The 18,671-nt window shown below is 74.2% G+C and carries 20 protein-coding genes and 1 tRNA gene; 10 read left to right on the top strand and 11 right to left on the bottom strand.

Annotated elements, in window-relative coordinates:
• Positions 1–29: 29 nt before the first annotated feature.
• Positions 30–1,088 (bottom strand): 2,3-butanediol dehydrogenase, encoded by a 1,059-nt coding sequence (locus B8281_RS00515; protein WP_085388533.1) that lies wholly within the window; start codon positions 1,086–1,088, stop codon positions 30–32.
• A gap of 268 nt (positions 1,089–1,356) precedes the next feature.
• On the opposite strand from B8281_RS00515, the gene B8281_RS00510 reads away from it, so the two are divergent.
• Positions 1,357–2,502, top strand: coding sequence for a VanZ family protein (locus B8281_RS00510; RefSeq protein ID WP_198163101.1), 1,146 nt, complete (start codon positions 1,357–1,359; stop codon positions 2,500–2,502).
• On the opposite strand, the gene B8281_RS00505 is transcribed toward B8281_RS00510, so the two are convergent.
• Complete coding sequence (locus B8281_RS00505; protein ID WP_085386565.1) at positions 2,489–2,671, bottom strand: hypothetical protein; 183 nt, start codon at positions 2,669–2,671, stop codon at positions 2,489–2,491. The two genes, B8281_RS00510 and B8281_RS00505, sit on opposite strands and share 14 nt — an antisense overlap.
• A gap of 264 nt (positions 2,672–2,935) precedes the next feature.
• Here B8281_RS00505 and B8281_RS00500 point away from each other — a divergent pair, with 264 nt between their 5' ends.
• Positions 2,936–4,549, top strand: a complete 1,614-nt coding sequence (locus tag B8281_RS00500) for a class I SAM-dependent methyltransferase (protein WP_085388532.1) — start codon at positions 2,936–2,938, stop codon at positions 4,547–4,549.
• A gap of 239 nt (positions 4,550–4,788) precedes the next feature.
• Positions 4,789–5,394 carry a hypothetical protein gene (locus B8281_RS00495; protein WP_085386564.1) on the top strand — a complete coding sequence of 202 codons (606 nt, stop codon included), beginning with the start codon at positions 4,789–4,791 and terminating at the stop codon, positions 5,392–5,394.
• Positions 5,395–5,704: 310 nt separating this feature from the next.
• Here the strand turns inward: B8281_RS00495 and B8281_RS00490 are convergent, their stop codons facing one another.
• A complete protein-coding gene (locus B8281_RS00490) occupies positions 5,705–6,307 on the bottom strand; it encodes a pyridoxamine 5'-phosphate oxidase family protein (protein WP_085386563.1) in 603 nt (200 codons plus the stop codon).
• A 48-nt stretch (positions 6,308–6,355) separates the two neighbouring features.
• On the opposite strand from B8281_RS00490, the gene B8281_RS00485 reads away from it, so the two are divergent.
• Entirely contained in the window at positions 6,356–6,970 is a 615-nt protein-coding gene (locus B8281_RS00485; protein ID WP_085386562.1) for a DinB family protein, read from the top strand.
• A gap of 31 nt (positions 6,971–7,001) precedes the next feature.
• Here B8281_RS00485 and rlmC read toward each other — a convergent pair whose 3' ends face one another.
• A complete protein-coding gene (gene rlmC / locus B8281_RS00480; RefSeq protein WP_085386561.1) occupies positions 7,002–8,126 on the bottom strand; it encodes a 23S rRNA (uracil(747)-C(5))-methyltransferase RlmC in 1,125 nt (374 codons plus the stop codon).
• Between the two features lie 236 nt (positions 8,127–8,362).
• On the opposite strand from rlmC, the gene B8281_RS00475 reads away from it, so the two are divergent.
• The gene (locus B8281_RS00475) at positions 8,363–10,009 is read left to right on the top strand and encodes a glucan endo-1,3-beta-glucosidase (RefSeq protein ID WP_085386560.1); all 1,647 of its coding nucleotides are present in this window, start codon (positions 8,363–8,365) and stop codon (positions 10,007–10,009) included.
• A 115-nt stretch (positions 10,010–10,124) separates the two neighbouring features.
• On the opposite strand, the gene B8281_RS00470 is transcribed toward B8281_RS00475, so the two are convergent.
• Both B8281_RS00470 and B8281_RS00465 read right to left on the bottom strand, forming a co-directional pair.
• Positions 10,125–10,412, bottom strand: coding sequence for a DUF4287 domain-containing protein (locus B8281_RS00470; RefSeq protein WP_034651273.1), 288 nt, complete (start codon positions 10,410–10,412; stop codon positions 10,125–10,127).
• Positions 10,413–10,483: 71 nt separating this feature from the next.
• Positions 10,484–10,723, bottom strand: coding sequence for a three-helix bundle dimerization domain-containing protein (locus tag B8281_RS00465; RefSeq protein ID WP_034651271.1), 240 nt, complete (start codon positions 10,721–10,723; stop codon positions 10,484–10,486).
• 205 nt (positions 10,724–10,928) lie between these two features.
• Between B8281_RS00465 and B8281_RS00460 the strand changes: the two genes are divergently transcribed.
• Positions 10,929–11,390, top strand: a complete 462-nt coding sequence (locus tag B8281_RS00460; RefSeq protein ID WP_021479821.1) for an ATP-binding protein — start codon at positions 10,929–10,931, stop codon at positions 11,388–11,390.
• A 96-nt stretch (positions 11,391–11,486) separates the two neighbouring features.
• Positions 11,487–11,672 carry a hypothetical protein gene (locus B8281_RS19030; RefSeq protein ID WP_137279715.1) on the top strand — a complete coding sequence of 62 codons (186 nt, stop codon included), beginning with the start codon at positions 11,487–11,489 and terminating at the stop codon, positions 11,670–11,672.
• A 29-nt stretch (positions 11,673–11,701) separates the two neighbouring features.
• Here B8281_RS19030 and B8281_RS00455 read toward each other — a convergent pair.
• A tRNA-Lys gene (locus tag B8281_RS00455) sits at positions 11,702–11,774 on the bottom strand.
• Positions 11,775–12,160: 386 nt separating this feature from the next.
• On the opposite strand from B8281_RS00455, the gene B8281_RS00450 reads away from it, so the two are divergent.
• Positions 12,161–12,442: an iron-sulfur cluster assembly accessory protein gene (locus tag B8281_RS00450; protein ID WP_021479822.1), complete on the top strand. Its 282-nt coding sequence runs from the start codon at positions 12,161–12,163 to the stop codon at positions 12,440–12,442.
• Between the two features lie 166 nt (positions 12,443–12,608).
• Here B8281_RS00450 and B8281_RS00445 read toward each other — a convergent pair whose 3' ends face one another.
• A complete protein-coding gene (locus B8281_RS00445; protein ID WP_232322825.1) occupies positions 12,609–13,325 on the bottom strand; it encodes a M50 family metallopeptidase in 717 nt (238 codons plus the stop codon).
• A 295-nt stretch (positions 13,326–13,620) separates the two neighbouring features.
• Between B8281_RS00445 and B8281_RS00440 the strand changes: the two genes are divergently transcribed.
• Both B8281_RS00440 and msrB read left to right on the top strand, forming a co-directional pair.
• Positions 13,621–15,141 carry a DEAD/DEAH box helicase gene (locus tag B8281_RS00440; protein WP_085386558.1) on the top strand — a complete coding sequence of 507 codons (1,521 nt, stop codon included), beginning with the start codon at positions 13,621–13,623 and terminating at the stop codon, positions 15,139–15,141.
• Between the two features lie 131 nt (positions 15,142–15,272).
• Positions 15,273–15,701 carry a peptide-methionine (R)-S-oxide reductase MsrB gene (gene msrB / locus B8281_RS00435; RefSeq protein ID WP_034652513.1) on the top strand — a complete coding sequence of 143 codons (429 nt, stop codon included), beginning with the start codon at positions 15,273–15,275 and terminating at the stop codon, positions 15,699–15,701.
• On the opposite strand, the gene B8281_RS00430 is transcribed toward msrB, so the two are convergent.
• The 3 genes from B8281_RS00430 to B8281_RS00420 all read right to left on the bottom strand — a co-directional run bounded on the left by B8281_RS00430 (position 15,670) and on the right by B8281_RS00420 (position 18,534).
• Complete coding sequence (locus B8281_RS00430) at positions 15,670–16,131, bottom strand: DUF2809 domain-containing protein (RefSeq protein WP_232322627.1); 462 nt, start codon at positions 16,129–16,131, stop codon at positions 15,670–15,672. The two genes, msrB and B8281_RS00430, sit on opposite strands and share 32 nt — an antisense overlap.
• Positions 16,132–16,150: 19 nt before the next feature.
• Positions 16,151–16,648 (bottom strand): MarR family winged helix-turn-helix transcriptional regulator, encoded by a 498-nt coding sequence (locus B8281_RS00425; protein ID WP_034652516.1) that lies wholly within the window; start codon positions 16,646–16,648, stop codon positions 16,151–16,153.
• 170 nt (positions 16,649–16,818) lie between these two features.
• A complete protein-coding gene (locus B8281_RS00420) occupies positions 16,819–18,534 on the bottom strand; it encodes an MDR family MFS transporter (RefSeq protein ID WP_085386557.1) in 1,716 nt (571 codons plus the stop codon).
• Between the last annotated feature and the right edge of the window lie 137 nt (positions 18,535–18,671).

The raw sequence follows: 18,671 nt of genomic DNA, 5'->3' as shown, positions 1-18,671 counted from the left end.
GGGGACGGTGGGGGCCGCAGGCCGCCGTCTCACACCGACACGACGATCTTCACGTGATCGTCCTTGTGGTCGATGAGCTCTCGGTACCCCTTCTCCACGACGTCCTCGACGGCGATGCGGCTCGTCACGAACGGGGCGAGGTCGACCTTGCCCTCCTGCACGAGCCGGATCACGGCCGGGTGGTCGTCCGCGTACCCGATCGCGCCCTTGATGGTCAGCTCGCGGAGCAGGACCGTCATGACGTCGAGCGTCGGCGGCTCGGAGAACAGCGCCACGATCTGGAGCGTGCCGCCCGCCTTGAGCGCGCGGGTCAGCGTGTCGAGCACAGGTTGCGCGCCCGAGCACTCGATCGCGACGTCCGCGCCGCGGCCGTCCGTGAGCTCGAGGACGCGCGCGGCGACGTCGACCTCGCGCGGGTCGAGGACGTCGTCGGCCACCCCGGTCTCCAGCGCCTTGGCCTTGCGCGCCCCGCTCACCTCCGTGACGATCGCGCGCGCCCCGATCGCGTGCAGCACGGCGCACGTGAGCAGGCCGATCGGGCCCGCGCCGCCGACGAGGACCGTGTCGCCCGCCTGCGCGCCCGACAGGCGGGCGCCGTGGTACGCGACGGCCAGCGGCTCGATGAGCGCCACCTGGTCCAGCGGGACGTCGCCCACCGGGTGCACCCACCGCCGCTCGACCACGACGTGCTCCGCCAGCCCGCCGCCCCGGCCGGAGATGCCGATGAAGCCCATCTTCACGCACGCGTTGTAGAGGCCGTCGCGGCACGGCGGGCACTCGCCGCACACCATGAACGGCTCGACGACGACCGCGTCCCCGACCGCGAGGCCCTCGACGCCCTCGCCGAGCTCCTCGACCACGCCGGAGAACTCGTGCCCGAACACGACGGGCAGCGTCTCGCCCGACAGGGGGTGCGGCTGCGTCTCCGACGGCGCCGGCGGGAACGGGCCCTCGAGGTAGAGGTGCAGGTCCGAGCCGCAGATCCCCGTCCACGCGGGCCGGATCTTCACGGTCCCCGGCCGGGTCTCGGGCTCCGGGACGTCCTCGATCCGGAGGTCTTCCTTGCCGTGGTACCGCGCCGCCTTCATCGTGCTCACCTCGTCCGTCGTGCCGCGCGCACCGGTCGGTGCGCGGCGGGCGGTGCCGGACCGGTCCTCGGTGCACCCTCGGCGACCCGTGACGACCGACCGCACCTCCACGGTAGGCGGGCGTCCCCGCCCCGGGCCGCGCCGAAGGTCCCGCGGGGCCGGGCCGGTCGTCGTCGGCCGCGATACTGGGGCCCGTGACGCCGAACCCGACCCCGGTCCCGACCGTGACGCGCGCCGCGCGCCGTCCCGCGCAGGGCGGAGCCTGCGCGTGACCGACCGGTGGACGTGGCCCGCGTACGTCGGCCTGCTCGGGGGCGCCCTGCTCTTCGCCGCCTTCCTCGTGCCCGCGCTCGCGTGGCAGTACCGGCGGTACGGCCGCCTGAGCGGCCGACGTCTGCTCGGGGCGGCCGCCGTCGCGGTCTACGGGGTCGCGCTCGTCGCCTACACGCTCCTGCCGCTCCCGAGCGGCGACCTCGCGCGGTGGTGCGCGCAGTACGGCGTCGCGGGCGCCGAGCTCGTGCCGTTCCACTCGCTCGCGGACGTCCGACGGGACACGGCCGGGCTCGGGCTCGGCGCGACCCTGCGCAGCACGGCCGTGCTCCAGGTGGTCTTCAACGTCGTCCTGTTCGTCCCCTGGGGCGTGCTCGTGCGGCGCTACCTCGGCCGCGGGGTGCTCGTCACGACGCTGTCCGGCCTGCTCGTGTCGCTCCTCGTCGAGACCACGCAGTACACCGGGATCTTCGGGATCATCCCGTGCTCGTACCGGGTCGCCGACGTCGACGACGTGCTGACCAACACGCTCGGCGCGCTCCTCGGGGCGCTCGCGGCGCCCCTCCTGCTGCGCTGGATGCCGCGTGCGGGAGAGCTCGAGGCGCGCCGCGAGGAGGCCCGGCCGGTGACCGTCTGGCGGCGGTGGCTCGGGATGCTGCTCGACGCGCTGCTCGTCACGGCGCTGGGCGTCGTGCTGCAGGTCGCCTACCGCACGGTGCTCTACGCGCTCGGGCGCCCGCTGCCCGACGGCGCGGACTGGGCCCAGTGGCTGCTCGGCACGCTCGTGCCGTTCGTGGTCGTCTTCGTGGTGCCGACGTTCCTCGGCAGCGGCGCCTCGTGGGGCCAGCGGACGGTATGGCTCGCCCCGCGCTGGGCCGGGCGGCGCGGCACGACGGGGCAGCGCGTCGCCCGCGCGTCGGCGGGCGGCGCCCTGTGGGGAGCGTTCGGCCTGCTGAGCGACCTGCCGGCCGGGATCCCTGCGGCGGTGGGGGTGGCCGCCTCGGTCGCGGCACCGCTCGCGGCCCTGTTCGCGGTGGTGTCGGTGGTCGCGGTCCCGTTCACCCGCTCGCGCCGCGGGCTCTCGGGCGCGGTGAGCGGGGCGGAGCTCGTGGACGCGCGGGAGGTGCCGGTCAGCCCTCGGTGAGCAGGCCGACGAGCAGGGCCACGGCGCCCCACACGAGGAGGCCGCCGCCGACCGCGATCGCGATGCCGCTCGCACCGGTCGACCCGGCGCGGCGCGCGCCGCGGGCGGCCGTCGCGGCGATCGCGAGGCCGGACACGACGAGCACAGCCCCTGCCACGATCCAGAACATCGCCCATACCGTCGCATACGGCGCCCCCCGCTGCATCGTGGACGGCCGTCCAGTCCGGGCGTGTCGCGCGGCGCGGACGCGTGCCCGGACCCGCGCAACCGCACCGTTCCGCGCCTCGTGAGCGTCCGTGCCCCGGACGCGGGCCCTGCGGGTGCTGCGTCCGGCCGCCCGAGACGTGAGACGGGTGGCGCCCAGGGCTGCGGCTGTCGGCCCGAGAGGTGAGACGGGTTGCGCCCGGGTGCCGGCTGGCCGCACCGTGTGCGGGTGCCCCTCCCCACCGACGGCCCGCCCGTGCGCCGCATCCTCTTCCCCGGCCGCCACCACGTCGTCACGCGCTACCAGGTCGACTACCTCCGGGCGCTGCGCGCCGGTCTCGTGCACGACCTCGACGGTCGGCGCGTGCGCTGCACCCCCGACGTCGAGGTCGTCTGGGTCGTGACGTCCGCCAACCACGCGGGCACCCGCCGCAACCCGCTGCCCGGGCACCGGCGCGAGGCGCTCGTCGAGAACGTCACGACCCGGGAGGGCCTCGCGTCCGTCGTCGTGCCCGTGCCCGACGTCGCGCCCGACGACCGCTTCGCCCAGCTCGTCGTGACGAGCGTCGCGACCGCGACCGGCGTCGCGCCGGACCCCGCGGACACCGTCGTCGCGTGCTCGACACCCGCGCTCGTCGACGCCTACCGCGCGCTCGGCTACCGGGTCGCGGGGGTCGAGCTCGACGCCGCCGAGCGGGGCGGCGACCTCCCCGCGCGGCCGTGGGACGTCGTCGAGCAGATCGCCGCGGGGGACGAGCGCTGGCGCGACGTCGCGCACCCCGCCGTGCCGGAGTTCTTCGCGCGCTACCGGTTCGTCGAGGACGTCCGGCGTATCTTCGCCGACCCGGTCGTGTCCGGCGACGGCGACCTCACCTCGACGCGCGACTACCGCACGTACGCCGCCGCGTTCGAGGACGCGTCGGCGCGCAAGTGGGCCCAGGTCGCCCCGCACGTGCGGCCCGGCCGGATCGTCGACATCGGGTGCGCGACGGGCGGCCTCCTGGAGCACGTGGCGCGCGAGCCGCGCCTGCACGAGTCGGACCTGTTCGGCGTCGACGTCGCGCGGCACCTCGTCGCGGAGGCCGAGCACAAGAAGGCGCAGGGCGTGTTCGCGAACCCGCACGTGTGGTTCGTGCAGGCCAACATCCTCGACCGGTCCGTGATGCCCGACGCCTCCGTCGACACGACCCTCACCGTCGCGCTCACGCACGAGGTGTCGTCGTACGGGGACGGCGTGCGCGACGTCGAGACGTTCGCGCGCCGCGTCCACGCGCACACGCGGCCCGGCGGCGTGTGGATCAACTCGGACGTGTGCGGCCCCGCGGAGCCGGACCGGGTCGTCGTGCTCACGCTGCGGACCGACGACGGCGCCCCCGCGACCGGCGACGGGCCCGGCGGCGCCCGCACCGACCTCGACGACCTCGCGCGCGAGGACGTCGCGGCGTGGGTCGGGGCACTCTCGACCGACGCGCGGCTCGTCCAGTTCGCGTACGACTTCCCGCGCCTCTCCGGGGCCGACTTCCGGCCCGAGCGCGTGCGCCCCGGGTCGTGGCGGCTCACGCTGCGCGAGGCGATGGAGTTCCTCACGCGCAAGGACTACGTCGACAACTGGCTGTCCGAGAGCCACGAGCGCTTCTGCGACCTCACCGGCCCCCGGTGGGCCGACCTCCTCACCGCCGCCGGGTTCGAGCTCGAGCCGGGGAGCGGGGCGTGGCGCAACGAGTGGGTCGTCGAGCACGCGTTCGCGCCCGTCGCCGCCCTGCACGACGCCACGACCGGCGAGCCCGTCGACTGGCCCGACACCCACGTCCTCACCGTCGCCCGCCGCCCCGAGCTCGCCTGACCTGCCTGCCCTGCCGAGGTAGAGCCGCGGTCGCGCGGGCTCGCGAGGTAGAGCCCTGGTCGCGCGAGGTAGAGCCCCGGTGGGCCGAGGTAGAGCCCTGGTCGCGCGAGGTAGAGCCCTGGTCGCGCGAGGTAGAGCCCTGGTGGGCCGAGGTAGAGCCCTGGTCGTGACCTCGGCTCTACCTCACCGGACGGGCTCTCCCTCGGGAGGGCGTGGCGGCGTGGTCGTAGGCTCGGAGCGTGCTCCTCGACGCCCGCACGCTGCGCGGCCTCCAGGACGGGACGGTGACGCTGGCGTTCCGCCGCTGGACGACGCCGCGCGTGCGCGTCGGGACGCTCCAGCGCACCCGGGTGGGCGTCGTCGAGGTGACGTCGGTCGAGCGCGTGCCCGCCGGTCCGGACGGCGCGCCCGTCGTGTCCGACGACGAGGCCCGCCTTGCCGGGATGACCTCGCCCGAGCGTGTGCTCGCTCGGGGCGCCGGGCGCGAGGGCGACCTCTACCGCGTGGGCCTGCGGCTCGCCGGCCCGGACCCGCGCGTCGCGCTGCGCGAGGACGCGGACCTCGACGCGGACGCCGTCGAGCAGCTCCGCACCGCGCTCGCGCGGAAGGACCGGGCCGCCGCGGAGCCGTGGACGCGCCGGTACCTCGAGCTGATCGGCACGCACGAGGGCGTCGTCGCGCGCGAGCTCGCGGCCGGGCTCGGCATGGCCCGCGACGACTTCAAGGTGCGCGTGCGTCGGCTCAAGGAGCTCGGCCTCACCGAGAGCCTCGACGTCGGGTACCGCCTCTCGCCGCGCGGGAGGGCCTACCTCGCCGCGACGGCGGACGAGCGGCCCTCCTCGTGAGATCGAGCGTCCTCCCTCGCGGGACCAGGCCTCTACCTCGCGGGACCGGGCTTCTACTCCGCGGGACCAGGCCTCTACCTCGCGGGACCGGGCCTCTACTCCGCGGGACCAGGCCTCTACCTCGCGGACCCGGGCTCTACCTCGCGAGAACCCGCCTCTGCCTCGCGGGGCCAGGGCTCTCTCACGAACCGGGGCCCTGCCTCGGCGAGGTAGAGGCCCGGTAGGGCCTGACTGGGGGATGCGCCCATGCTCGCGCAGCGGGCTCTCGGGCTCTCGGAAACGCACGCACCCAGGAGCCGGCCGTGAGGCGTCAGCGCCCGAGGGATTCCGGTGGCGTCGTGGCCTCCACGGTGCGGGGGCCGTCGCCGATCGCCGGGAGGCCGTCGAGGCTCGCGGCGTTGCGCTCGCGCCAGTACGTCTCGAAGTACTCCGGCGAGCGGCGCTCGTGCGACCGGTCCAGGACGTCCCGGTCCGCGACGAAGTCCATGTGCGGCACGGAGAATCCGCACGAGTCGGAGACGCGCTCGACGTCGACGACGACGATCCCGCGCTGGCCGAGCTCGCGCTCCTTCGCGAACGCGGGGCGCAGCGCCTCGAACTCCGGGGTGCCGGCCTCGACGTACCGCCCGCTCCCGTGGAAGCGGACGATGTTGGGCGGCCCCTCGAACGCGCAGAACATCACGACGATCCGCCCGTTCTCGCGCAGGTGCGCGGCCGTCTCCGCGCCCGAGCCCGTGTAGTCGAGGTAGGCCACCCGGTGGGCGTCGAGGACGACGAACGTCCCCGCCATGCCCTTGGGCGAGACGTTGACGTGACCGTCCGCCGCGAGCGGCGCGGTGCCGACGAAGAACACCGGCTGCGCGAGGACGAACGCCGCCAGCCGGTCGGTGATCTCTGCGTGCACGGTGGCCATGAGGGGAGTCTGGCACCGGTGTGGGCGGGCGTCGGTAGCGTCCGGTGGATGAGCACGAGGACGGCACCGGACCACGACCCCAAGGCGACGCTGCTGCGGTACCTGAGCCGGGAGCGCGACGCGCTGCTCGCCAAGGCGGAGGGGCTGAGCGAGTACGACGTCCGCCGTCCGCTCACGCGCACCGGCACGAACGTCCTGGGGCTGGTGAAGCACGTGGGCAGCGTGCAGCTCGGCTACCTGCACGAGGCGTTCGGCGGCACGCACGACCTCGACCTGCCCTGGTTCGCCGACGGCGCGGAGGTGAACGCCGACATGTGGGCCACGGCGGACGAGAGCCGGGAGGAGATCCTGGAGCTGTTCCGGCGGTCGACGGAGCTGTGCGACGCGACCGTGGCGTCGCTCGACCTCGACGCACCCGGGCACGTGCCGTGGTGGCGCCCGGAGAACCGGGACGTCACGCTCCACCAGGTGCTCGTGCACGTGCTCGCGGAGGTGGCGCACCACGCCGGGCACGCCGACATCGTGCGCGAGCTCGTCGACGGCGCGGCGGGCGACGGGCGGGGCAACCTGCCCGCGCTGGACGACGACGAGTGGGTCGCCTACCGGGCGCGCGTCGAGTCTGCGGCCGTCGAGGCGTCCCGACGCGCGGGGGAGCGCCCCTGAGCCGCGCGGCGCTCGCGGACGCCGGGCGAGGTCAGGCGCGCTCGAGCAGGACCGCGACCTCGTAGTGCGACGTCTGCGGGAACATGTCGAGCACGCGCGCCTCGCGCGGTCGGAGCGACGGCATGAGGGCCAGGTCGCGCGCGAGCGTCGTCGCGTTGCAGCTCGAGTAGACGACGTGCCCGACGCCGGACCGCTCCAGCCAGGTGCTGAGCGTCTCCCCGATGCCGCGCCGCGGGGGGTTCACGACGACGAGGTCCGGCACGTCCTGCCGTGAGAGGGCGAACGCGGTCGCGTCCTCGGCGAGGAAGGTCGTGCGGTCGAGCCCGGCGTCGCGTGCGGTGAGCCGTGCGCTCGCGACGGCCTCGGCGCTCGTCTCGACGCCGACGACGTCGCGCGCGGGCCCCGCGACGTGCAGCGCGAACCCGCCCACGCCGCAGTAGAGGTCCCAGACCGTGGCGGGTGCGGCGTCGTCCACCCAGGCCCGGCCCTGGCGGTAGAGGGCCGCGGCGACGTCGGTGTTGGTCTGGAAGAAGCTCTGCGGGCGCAGGTGGAGGTCGATCCCGTTGACGTGCATGCGCAGCGTCTCGGCCTCGGTGAGCACGATCTCGGTCTCGCCCTCGACGACGGCCTTGTGCTCGGGGTGCAGGTTCACGGACACGACGCGCAGCGACGGGAGAGCGTCGAGCAGGGCAGGCAGGTGCTTGCGGACCCGCGGCACGGACTCGGTGGACCGCAGGACGAACCGCGCCATGAGGTCGCCGTCGGGGGAGAGGGTGACGAGGACGTACTTGAGCTCGCCGCGCCGCGTGCGGACGTCGTAGGGGACGAGCCGCGCGCGCGTGACGAACGCCGCGAACGCGGGGAACGACGCCTGGAGCGCGGGCGGGTAGAGCGGGCAGTCGGTGAGGTCGACGCCGCCGCCCTCCGCGAGGATCCCGAGCACCGGGGCGTCGGTGGTGCCGGTGACGACCATCTTCGCCTTGTTGCGGAAGCCGGAGTCGGCGGACTCGACAGTGGGCAGCCAGGTGAGGTCCGGCGCGAGCGGGGTGAGGAGCTCGGCGCAGTGCTCCTGCTTGCCGGTGACCTGCGCGGGGTACGCGAGGTCGAGGAGGGTGCACGACCGGCACCGGCCGGCGTCGTAGTGGTGGCACTGCACTCGTTCGAGTCTACGGGCGACCGGCTCCCTCCCGGGGCCGCGCACGGAGAGAGCGCCGCGGCGTCGATCCATGGCCCCCAGCACGCCGCACCGGACTCGGGGGAGCGCTCCCTGGCGTCGCGGGCCGCTGTCCGTTACGGTCGTGGCAGCGCTTCCACACCTCCTGTGGCAACGCTGTCGCCGGAACGGTCCGGCGACCGGTTTCGACGGAGCAACCGAACAGGAGCAGATCCCGTATGCCTCACGACAGGAAGAACAGCAGCAGACGAGCGTGGGCCGCGCTGTGCGCCGCGGTCCTCGCGGTGAGCGGGGCGCTGGTCGGCGTGGCGGCGCCCGCGAGCGCAGTCCCCGCGACCATCCCGCTGACGATCACCAACGACTCGGGCAGGGGGCCGATCTACCTGTACGTCCTCGGCGAGCGCGACGGCGTCGCCGGCTGGGCGGACGCGGGCGGCACGTTCCACCCGTGGCCCGGCGGGGTCGGGCCCGTGCCCGTCCCGGCGCCCGACGCGTCGATCGCCGGACCCGGCCCCGGCCAGTCCGTGACGATCAGGCTCCCGAAGCTGTCCGGGCGCGTCTACTACTCGTACGGCCAGAAGATGACGTTCCAGATCGTGCTCGACGGGCGTCTCGTCCAGCCCGCCGTCCAGAACGACTCCGACCCCAACCGGAACATCCTCTTCAACTGGACCGAGTACACGCTCAACGACGGCGGCCTGTGGATCAACAGCACGCAGGTGGACCACTGGTCCGCGCCGTACCAGGTGGGCGTCCAGCGCGCCGACGGGCAGGTCCTCAGCACGGGCATGCTCAAGCCGAACGGCTACGAGGCGTTCTACACGGCCCTCGAGAGCGCGGGGTGGGGCGGGCTCGTGCAGCGCGCGCCCGACGGGAGCCGTCTGCGCGCGCTCAACCCGTCGCACGGGATCGACGTCGGGAAGATCTCGTCGGCCTCGATCGACTCCTACGTCACCGAGGTGTGGAACTCGTACCGCACGCGCGACATGGTCGTCACCCCGTTCTCCCACGAACCCGGCACGCAGTTCCGCGGCCGGGTCGACGGCGACTGGTTCCGCTTCAGGAACGGGTCCGGGCAAGAGGTCGCCGCGTTCAAGAAGCCCGACGCGTCGAGCGTGTACGGGTGCCACAAGGACCTCCAGGCGCCCAACGACCACGTCGTCGGGCCGATCGCCCGCACCCTGTGCGCCGCGCTCGTCCGCACCACGGCACTGACGAACCCGAACCAGCCGGACGCGAGCAGCGCCGGCTTCTACCAGGACGCCCGCACCAACGTCTACGCGAAGCTCGCGCACCAGCAGATGGCGAACGGCAAGGCGTACGCGTTCGCGTTCGACGACGTCGGCGCGCACGAGTCGCTCGTCCACGACGGCAACCCCCAGGCCGCGTACATCAAGCTCGACCCGTTCACCGGCACGGCGACACCCATCGGGAACGGCGGCAGCACCGAGGAGCCGGGCACCCCCGGCGGTCTGCCCACCGGGACGGGCGCGCTCCGCATCGGGAGCACGCTGTGCCTCGACGTCCCGTGGGCCGACCCGACCGACACCAACCAGGTCCAGCTCGCGACCTGCAGCGGCAACGCGGCGCAGCAGTGGACGCGCGGCACCGACGGGACCGTGAGAGCCCTCGGCAAGTGCCTCGACGTCGCGCGCAGCGGGACGGCCGACGGCACCGCCGTGTGGATCTACACGTGCAACGGCACCGGCGCGCAGAAGTGGACGTACGACTCCGCGACCAAGGCCCTGCGCAACCCGCAGTCCGGCAAGTGCCTCGACGCCCAGGGCGGCGCACCGCTGCGTGACGGCCAGAAGGTCCAGCTCTGGACCTGCAACCAGACCGACGCCCAGCGCTGGACGCTCTGACCGCGCCCGTCGCCCGAGCGGCCCCGCGCCCCGGTGCCCGACGACGCCCGCTCCCGGGACGTCGTCGGGCACCGGCGTGCGGGCCGGGGGACGAGCGCGCCGGGCCCGCCGGGTGTCAGGCCGGCCGGGTCGCCTTGCCGTCGAGCCACAGCGTGTCGGAGTCGTCGCGGTGCGAGCCGTCGGACCCCACGTGCTTCGACGAGATCTGCGGGCCCTTCGTGATGACGTGGACCATCGCCATGCCGTGCCCGCGGCCCAGGCCGTAGTCGTCCCGGAGCCACTCGAGGATCGGGGTCGCCTTCGTCGTCTCGTCGAACCCGCGCTCGTGCGCGAGGTCGACCAGCTGGCGCGGGGTCAGACCGGTCTTGTCCTCGACCGCGTCGAGATAGGCCTGGAAGGACATGGGAGCTCCTCGTCGTCGGGGCAGGTCGGTCGACCCGCCGCGAACGTACCGACGGCCGCCCACACCCGGACTCATCGGTCGGGGCGCACGCTCCCGCGGGGCGGCCGGTGCGCCCGCTCGCCCGAGCGCAGCACGTCCATCACCGCGTTCTCCACCAGCACCGGCACGAAGTCGCGCACGTGCGCGGCCTGGTACCGGCCCAGCTCCGCGAGCACCTGCTCACGGACGTCCTCCACCGGCACGTCTGGGAAGCGCGTGCTGACCCGCTCCACCACGACGTCGATCTCGCGGTCCTCGTCCTCGATCGCCATGGTCCGACGGTCCGGCCGCGCCCGTCCTGCGCGCAACCAACGGGGGATGAACGGGCGGTGTCGGGCCGCCGACCGCCGCTGACCGGCCCGGTCCCGGTGGCCGTGCCGGCGGGCCCTGGCGAGCCGGGCGGGACGGGGTGCGGGCCGGGGGTTCGCGTGTCAGGGTGGCCGCTCCGCTCCTTCAAGCCGCTGGAGGTACCCCCGCGTGGACGACCAGACCCTGATCGACGTCCCCCTCGACGACGCCGACCTCATCACGTCGATGCCGCCCGAGGAGTACCAGCTCGTGGAGGAGTGGGTGCTCTCCACGACGGAGGAGCTCTCCGCGCTGCGCGCCGGCCTCGTGGCGACGCTCGAGAGCCAGGGCGTCGCGTCGACCGGTCGGCTCTCGTCCACGCCGGACAAGCTCGTCCTCATCGCCTCGGAGCTCGCGACCAACGCGCTGCGCCACGGCCTGCCCCCGACGATCGTGCGCCTCGCCCGCAGCGGCGACCGGTTCCTCCTCGAGGTCGCCGACCACGACGTGTCCACCGAGCCCGTCTACGCCGGGCGCCGCATCCCCGGCGCAGGCGGCGTCGGCCTGCACATGGCCCGCCAGCTCTCGCTCGACGTCGGCTGGTACCGGACCGACGACGTCAAGACCGTCTGGGCGACGTTCACGGCCTGAGCGTCTGCTGACCCGACCCGACCCTGCGCGCGGGCGCTGACCGGTGCCGACGGGGGTGTGGCCGTCCGCCGAGCCGCGTCGTGAGAGAGTGCGCGCGTGCTCGTCGACGTCTTGCTGCTGCTCGCCCTGGTCACGGGGCTGCTGGCCGCAGTGCTCCTGCGCTCGGCCTACGTGGTGACGCAGGACCCGCGGCTGCGTCGTTCGCTCGCCGGCTGGGGCTGGCCCCTCGCACTGGTAGCGGTGGTCCTCGGGCTCGTCGTCGCGGCGCTCGACGGCGCCTGACGGGTGCCGGGGCGTCCACAGGTCAGCAGTGGGCCCCGTGGGGTTCGAACCCACAACCTACGGATTAAAAGTCCGCAGCTCTGCCGATTGAGCTAGAGGCCCTGGACGCTGGTGGCGTCCACGCACAGGCTACCCGCGCCCCGCCGTCGGCAGTCCCGACCGAGTTCGGCAGTCCCGACGCAGATCGGCACGTGCGACTGCCGAACGCGGCAGAACGTGCCGACCCCGGTAGCGGGTGCCGATCTCAGACCGCGACCCCCGGCGGGCGCGCACCCTATGCGGCGCTCCTCGACGTGTCACGCGCGGTCTTGCTCCGTGAGAAATTTGGTGAGAACCGGGCGTTTCGCTTGCGACGGTCGCGGGTTCTTGTTTCGGTGGAGAAGACCGAGGAGCCCGCGGGAGGGTGCACCGACGGCAGGTCACGCCGGCCAGGCGTGGGCCGCACGGACGTGTCCCGCAGGTTCCGCCCGGCGACGAGAGGAGCTCTCGTGCTTACCCTGACCGACAACGCCCGTACCGCTGTCCACGACCTGCAGACCCAGGCCGGCGTCCCCGAGGGAGGCGGTCTGCGGATCGCCGAGTCGGCGGACCAGGCGGGCAGCTTCGAGCTCGCGCTCGTCCCCGCCCCGCAGCCCGACGACACGGTCGTGGAGAACGGCGAGGCGAAGGTGTTCGTGGAGTCCGCCACGGCACCGACCCTCGCGAACCTCACGCTCGACACGGACCCGAACGCGCAGGGACCGGCGTTCGTCCTGACGCCGCAGGGCTGACGGGACGTTCCCGGCGCTCGCGCCGGACCATCTCGACGACGCGTCCTCCTCCTCCAGGCGCGTCCTCGGTCCCACGACGGGCCGCTCGCTCCGGCGGGCGGCCCGTCGTCGTGTCTCGACCGGCGTGCGAGGCCCGCTCGACCGGGGTGCGACCGGTACGCGAGGGTCAGGCGGCGGGCCCGACGATCCACGACCCGCCGAGCACGGCGGCGCCGACCGTCACGACGAGGAACACCCCGACCCAGAACAGGCCGGGCAGGCGGGTGAGGCGCGCGAGGATGTCGGCGTCGGAGGTGCTCGCCCGGCCGCGCGACCGCTCGGACTGCAGCTCCAGCACCGGCCGCACGGCGCCCAGCAGCAGGAACCACGTCACGGCGTAGGCGACGGCGCTCTGCACGGGCGGCGTCGCCCACCAGGACACCCCGACGAGCGCGGCGCCGGTGACGAGCACGGACCAGAGCCCGAACCAGTTGCGGATCTGCAGCAGCATGAGGGCGAGCAGCACGACGAGCAGCCACAGCAGCCCGACGGCGTACCCCTGGCGGAGCAGCGCGGCCGCCCCCAGGCCGATGAGGCCGGGGCCGACGTATCCCATGAACGCGGTGAGGACCATGCCGAACCCGCGCGGGCGCCCGGACGAGACGGTGAGCCCCGACGTGTCGGAGTGCAGGCGGATGCCCGCGAGCCGACGGCCCGTGAGCAGGGCCGCGATCGCGTGCGACGCCTCGTGCGCGATGGTCACGACGTGCCGGGCCACGCGCCACACGGGCGTGACGAGCACGACGACGAGCGCGAGGGCGCCCATCGCGACGACCACGGCGGCCGCCGGGGGAGGGACGGGCGTCGTCGCGGCCTCCCACACCTGCCCGACGACGTCCCCCACGGACGCGGCGACGTCACCGCCCGTGGTGGAGGCGTCGTCGGGCGCTCCCGCGACCCCGCCTCGGGGGAGGGCGGGCAGGACGGTGAGGGCGTTCGCCAGGGCGTGCACGCGCGACATTCCACCACAGGGCCCTGTGCCCGAGGGTGCCGAGACGCACCTCACCCGGCCGCCCGTCGTCGGTCATGAGACACTGGACGTTCGAGGGCAGCGCGATCCCGCGCGCCCGGCGTCGTGGAGATCCCCCCGGATTGCGTGCGGCGGACCCCGACCTTGAGCCCCGAGAGGCCCATCACCTGTGACTTCCTTTGCCGACTTCGGCCTGCCCACCCCTGTCGTGCGCGAGCTCTCGCGCCAGGGCATCGACTCCCCGTTCCCCATCCAGACCGCCACGCTGCCCGACTCGCTGAAGGGCCGTGACGTCCTCGGCCGCGGCCGCACCGGCTCCGGCAAGACGCTCGCGTTCTCGCTGCCGACCGTCGCCCGCCTGTCGTGGGCGAAGTCGTCGCGCCACCCGCGCCGGCCCCGTGCGCTCGTGCTGTGCCCGACGCGCGAGCTCGCCAACCAGATCAACGCGACGATGGAGCCCGTCGCGAAGGCGCTCGGGCTCGTGACGACGACGATCTTCGGCGGCGTCGCGCAGTCGCGCCAGGTCGCCGCGCTCGACAAGGGCGCCGACATCGTCATCGCGTGCCCGGGCCGCCTGGAGGACCTCCTCAACCAGCGCCTGCTCACGCTCGACGGCATCGAGATCACCGTGCTCGACGAGGCCGACCACATGGCCGACCTCGGGTTCCTGCCCGGCGTGAAGCGCATCATGGACAAGACGCCGAAGCAGGGGCAGCGCATGCTGTTCTCCGCGACGCTGGACAACGGCGTCGACCAGCTGGTCAAGCGCTACCTCAGCAACCCGGTGCGCCACTCGGTGGACGACGCCGCGGCCGCGCCCCCGCAGATGACGCACCACATCCTCGCGGTGCGCGACGCGGACGCGAAGAAGCAGATCGTGCACGAGCTCGCCTCGGGCACGGGCCGCCGCGTGCTGTTCATGCGCACCAAGCACCAGGCGAAGAAGCTCGCGAAGCAGCTCACCGCGGCGGGCGTCCCCGCCGTCGACCTGCACGGCAACCTCGGCCAGGGCGCGCGCGAGCGCAACCTCGAGGCGTTCTCGTCGGGCGCGGTCAAGGTGCTCGTCGCCACGGACATCGCGGCGCGCGGCATCCACGTCGACGACGTGGAGCTCGTCGTGCACGTCGACCCGCCGGCGGAGCACAAGGCGTACCTGCACCGCTCGGGCCGCACCGCCCGCGCCGGGTCGGAGGGCGTCGTCGTCACCGTCATGCTCCCGGAGCAGCGCGGCGACGTGCGCGACCTCACGCGCAAGGCGAAGATCACGGCCCAGCCGCAGCCGGTCGCCCCGGGCGACGCGACGATCAAGGGCCTCGTCGGCGAGGTCGCGGAGTACGTGCGTCCGTCCGACATCACGCCGCCGCAGACGCAGGCGAAGCGCGGCACGGGCTCGTCCAACGGCGGGTCGCGCGCGTCGCGCCGTGGCCGTGGCGGCCAGGGCGGCGCACGCGCGGCCGCGCAGCCCGCGGGCCAGGGCACGACGGCGTCGCGCGGCCAGGGCGGTCAGCGCCCCGTGCAGCGCGCGACGGGCGCGGGTCGCCCCGAGGGCGCCCGGGACGGCCGCGGCACCTCGGGCGCCGGGAACGGCGCAGCAGGCCAGGGCGGCGGCCGCCGCCGTGGCGGCCGCGGCCGTGCGCAGCGCCCCGCCGGCGGGTCGAGCACCGTCTACTCGACCTCCAGCCCGCGCTGACGCCCCCACGCTGAGGCAGGAGAGAGTCGCGGTCGAACCGGTTCGGCCGCGACTTTTTCCTGCCCTCAGCGGGTGGGGCGGGGCGGGAACACGGGAGCGGTCGGCGTGGTTGGGACCGTCGGAGGTGGACCATGACCAGCCAGACCCACGAGAACCAGCCCTACGAGGTCGTGAAGACCGACGACGAGTGGCGCGCCGAGCTGTCCCCGCAGGAGTACGCCGTGCTGCGGCAGGCCGGGACCGAGCGCGCGTGGACGGGCGAGCTGCTCGACGAGAAGCGCGTCGGCGTCTACGCGTGTCGGGCGTGCGGGAACGAGCTGTTCCGCTCGGACACGAAGTTCGACTCGCACTGCGGGTGGCCGAGCTTCTTCAGCCCGCTCGCGGGCGACCGCGTCGAGCTGCTCACCGACCGCAGCCACGGCATGGTGCGCACCGAGGTGCGCTGCGCGCGCTGCGGCTCGCACCTGGGCCACGTGTTCGACGACGCGCCCCAGACCCCGACGGGCGACCGGTTCTGCATGAACTCGGTCAGCCTGACGTTCGAGGCCGGCGCGGAGTAGCCGACCGGGCGCCGACGCCCGCGTCGACCACGCACGCGAGCGCCACGCCCACCAGATACCAGACCAGGTCCCGCACCGCGAACGTGCTGCCCAGCAGCCACGCCGCGGGCGGGACCGCGTCGTTCACGGCGGCGGCGACGCCCGTCGCCTGGAGCGCCTCGACCGCCCAGCACCACCCCAGCGCGACGGCGCCCGCCACGAGCGGGCGCACGCGCGGCGCCACGAGGACCACGAGGACGAAGGTCGCGACGGCGTAGAGCACGTCGCCGCCGACGTCGCCCCACGGGTCGGGGACACGCGTCGCGACGACGAGTCCCGCCACCACGACGAGCGCGAGGACGAGCGCGACGACGGGCCGCCGTCGGACCCGGGCCACCCCGCGGCCGCGCGGGGCGTCGTGGGGCGGGCGGGCGCCGTCGGGCACGGTCATGCCGCGCCGGGGGCCAGGGTCACCGGTTGGCGGCCCAGCGCACGACGTCCTCGGAGTACCGGTGCAGGAGCGTCGCGAGCGTCGCGACGTCGCGCTGGTCCCAGCCCTCCAGCGCCTCGGTGATCGACGTGACCCGCCCGCTGTGCGCCGCGTGGAGCCGCGCCTCGCCGTCGGGCGTCAGGGTGATGAGCTGCCCGCGCGAGTCGTCGGGGTCGACCTCGCGCGCGACGAGGCCGAGGTCGTGCAGGCGGCTGAGCTGGCGGGAGATCGTCGCGCGCCCCACGCCGAACTGCGCCGCGAGCTCCGAGCCGCGGACGCCGGGGTGGTCGGCGATGTGGGCGAGCAGCGGGTAGGCGCTCGCCTCCAGGTCGGGATGGATCCGGCGGGCCATGCCCGTGGCGACCGCGCCGGCGCGGCGCAGCAGGATCCGCAGCTCGCGTTCGAGGTCGACGTACGCGTCGTCGTCGACGTGCGCGGTGTCGGGAGCGGGGCGGGCCGGAGCGGTCTCGGGGGGCACAGGGCCATCATGGCGCGAAGGGCACGGCCCGGTCACCTTCCTCCCCGGAACCTCACCCGCACGGGGCGACGGGAGCTCCCCGCGCACGACCGAGGGGGTGGTCCCGGACGGTCCGGGACCACCCCCTCGGGGTGTGTCGGCGGTGCCCCCGTGCGGCGGGGACGCCGACGTCAGCGCGACCGGCGCGCGGTCGCCTCGTCGTCGACCACGCCCGCGGGCTCATAGGCGCCGAGCAGCGTGGACTCCGTCTCCTCCGCGAGGGTCACGCGACCGGGGGTCGCGTCGACGGGGGCGTCCGCGCCGAGCAGGGCCGCCTCCTTCTCGAGGCGCTCCTGGAGGCCGGTCTTGGTGCCGAGCGGCACCTCCTTGAGGAACGACACGGCGATGAGCGCGACGAGCGCGAGCGGCACCGCGACGAGGAAGATCTCGGCGATCCCGTCGCCGTAGGACTTCTCGACGAGGTCCTTGATCGGCGCGGGCAGGGTCGAGACGTCGGGCACGGCGTTGCCGCCGCCCATCGACCCGGCCGGCACGCCGAGCTGCGCGAGGCCGTCCTGGATCGACGTCGTGACCTTGTTCGCGAGCACCGCGCCGAGCACGGACACGCCGATCGCGCCGCCGAGGCTGCGGAAGAACGCGACGGTCGAGGTCCCGGCGCCCATCTCCTCCACGGCGAGCGTGTTCTGCACGGCGAGCACGAGGTTCTGCATGAGCATGCCCATGCTCACGCCGAGGAAGAACAGGTAGACGCTGATGAGCGTGAAGCTCGTGTGGTAGTCGATCGTCGACAGCGCGAAGAGCGAGGCGACGAGGACCGCGCCACCGGTGACCATGAAGGCCTTGTAGCGGCCGTAGCGCGTGATGAGCTGGCCGAAGAGGGTCGACGCGACGAACGTGCCGACGATCATCGGGATCGTGAGGAGGCCGGACTCGGTCGGCGTCTTGCCCCGCGCGACCTGCATGTACTGGCTGAGGAACACGGCGGTCCCGAACATCGCGACGCCGACCGCGACGGACGCGACGACCGCGAGGACGAACGTGCGGTTCTTGAACAGGTGCAGCGGGATGAGCGGCTCGGGCGTGACGCGCTCGACGAGCACGGCACCGACGAGCGCGACGACCGCGCCGCCGACCATCGCGAAGGTCTGCCACGAGAGCCACTCGAAGTTCTGCCCGGCGAACGTCACCCACAGCAGGAGCGAGGACACGCCGGCGCTGATGAGGATCGCGCCCCAGTAGTCGATCCGGACGACGCGGCGCGCGACCTTCGGCAGGTGCAGCGTGCGCTGGAGGACGACGATCGCGGCGATGGCGAACGGCAGGCCGACGAAGAAGTTGAGGCGCCAGCTCACGGCGTCGGTGAGGACGCCGCCGAGGAGGGGCCCGCCGATCTGGCTGACGGCCATGATGCCGCCCATGAGGCCCATGAACTTGCCGCGCTCGCGCGGCGAGATGATGTCGGTGATGAGCACCGTGGCGAGCGCCATGAGGCCACCGGCGCCGATGCCCTGGAACGCGCGCAGCGCGATGAGGGTGCCGACGTTCTGCGAGAGCCCCGCGAGCGCGGAGGACACGACCGCGACGACGAGCGCGATCTGGATGAGGACCTTGCGGTTGGTGAGGTCGGCGAGCTTGCCCCAGATGGGGGTCGAGATCGTCATGGCGAGGAGGGTCGAGGTGACGACCCACGTGTACGACGACTGCGAGCCGTCGAGGTCGCTGACGATCTTCGGGAGGGAGCTCGAGACGATCGAGCTCGCGAGGATCGCGACGAACATGCCGAGGAGGATCCCGGAGAGGGACTCCATGACCTCGCGGCGGGTCATCGGTGCGGGGGCTCCGGCGCTGCCGGGCGGTGCGGTGCGTTCTGCGGGGGTGCTGGTCATCAGGCGCTGGGTTCCTTGCTCACGAGGCCGGGGCGGGGCGCACGTGTCGGGGGGCGGTGTCAGGTGGTCGGGGGCCGGTCCGCGGTGCGGCCGGTGGTCGGGGCGCGGGCCCGACGGCGCAGGGCCGCCGGACGTCG

This window comes from Cellulosimicrobium sp. TH-20 (genome assembly GCF_002105775.1).
GTDB lineage: Bacteria > Actinomycetota > Actinomycetes > Actinomycetales > Cellulomonadaceae > Cellulosimicrobium > Cellulosimicrobium funkei.
Note: the sequence above shows the minus strand (reverse complement) of the source record. Positions and strands in the feature narration are given on the sequence as shown.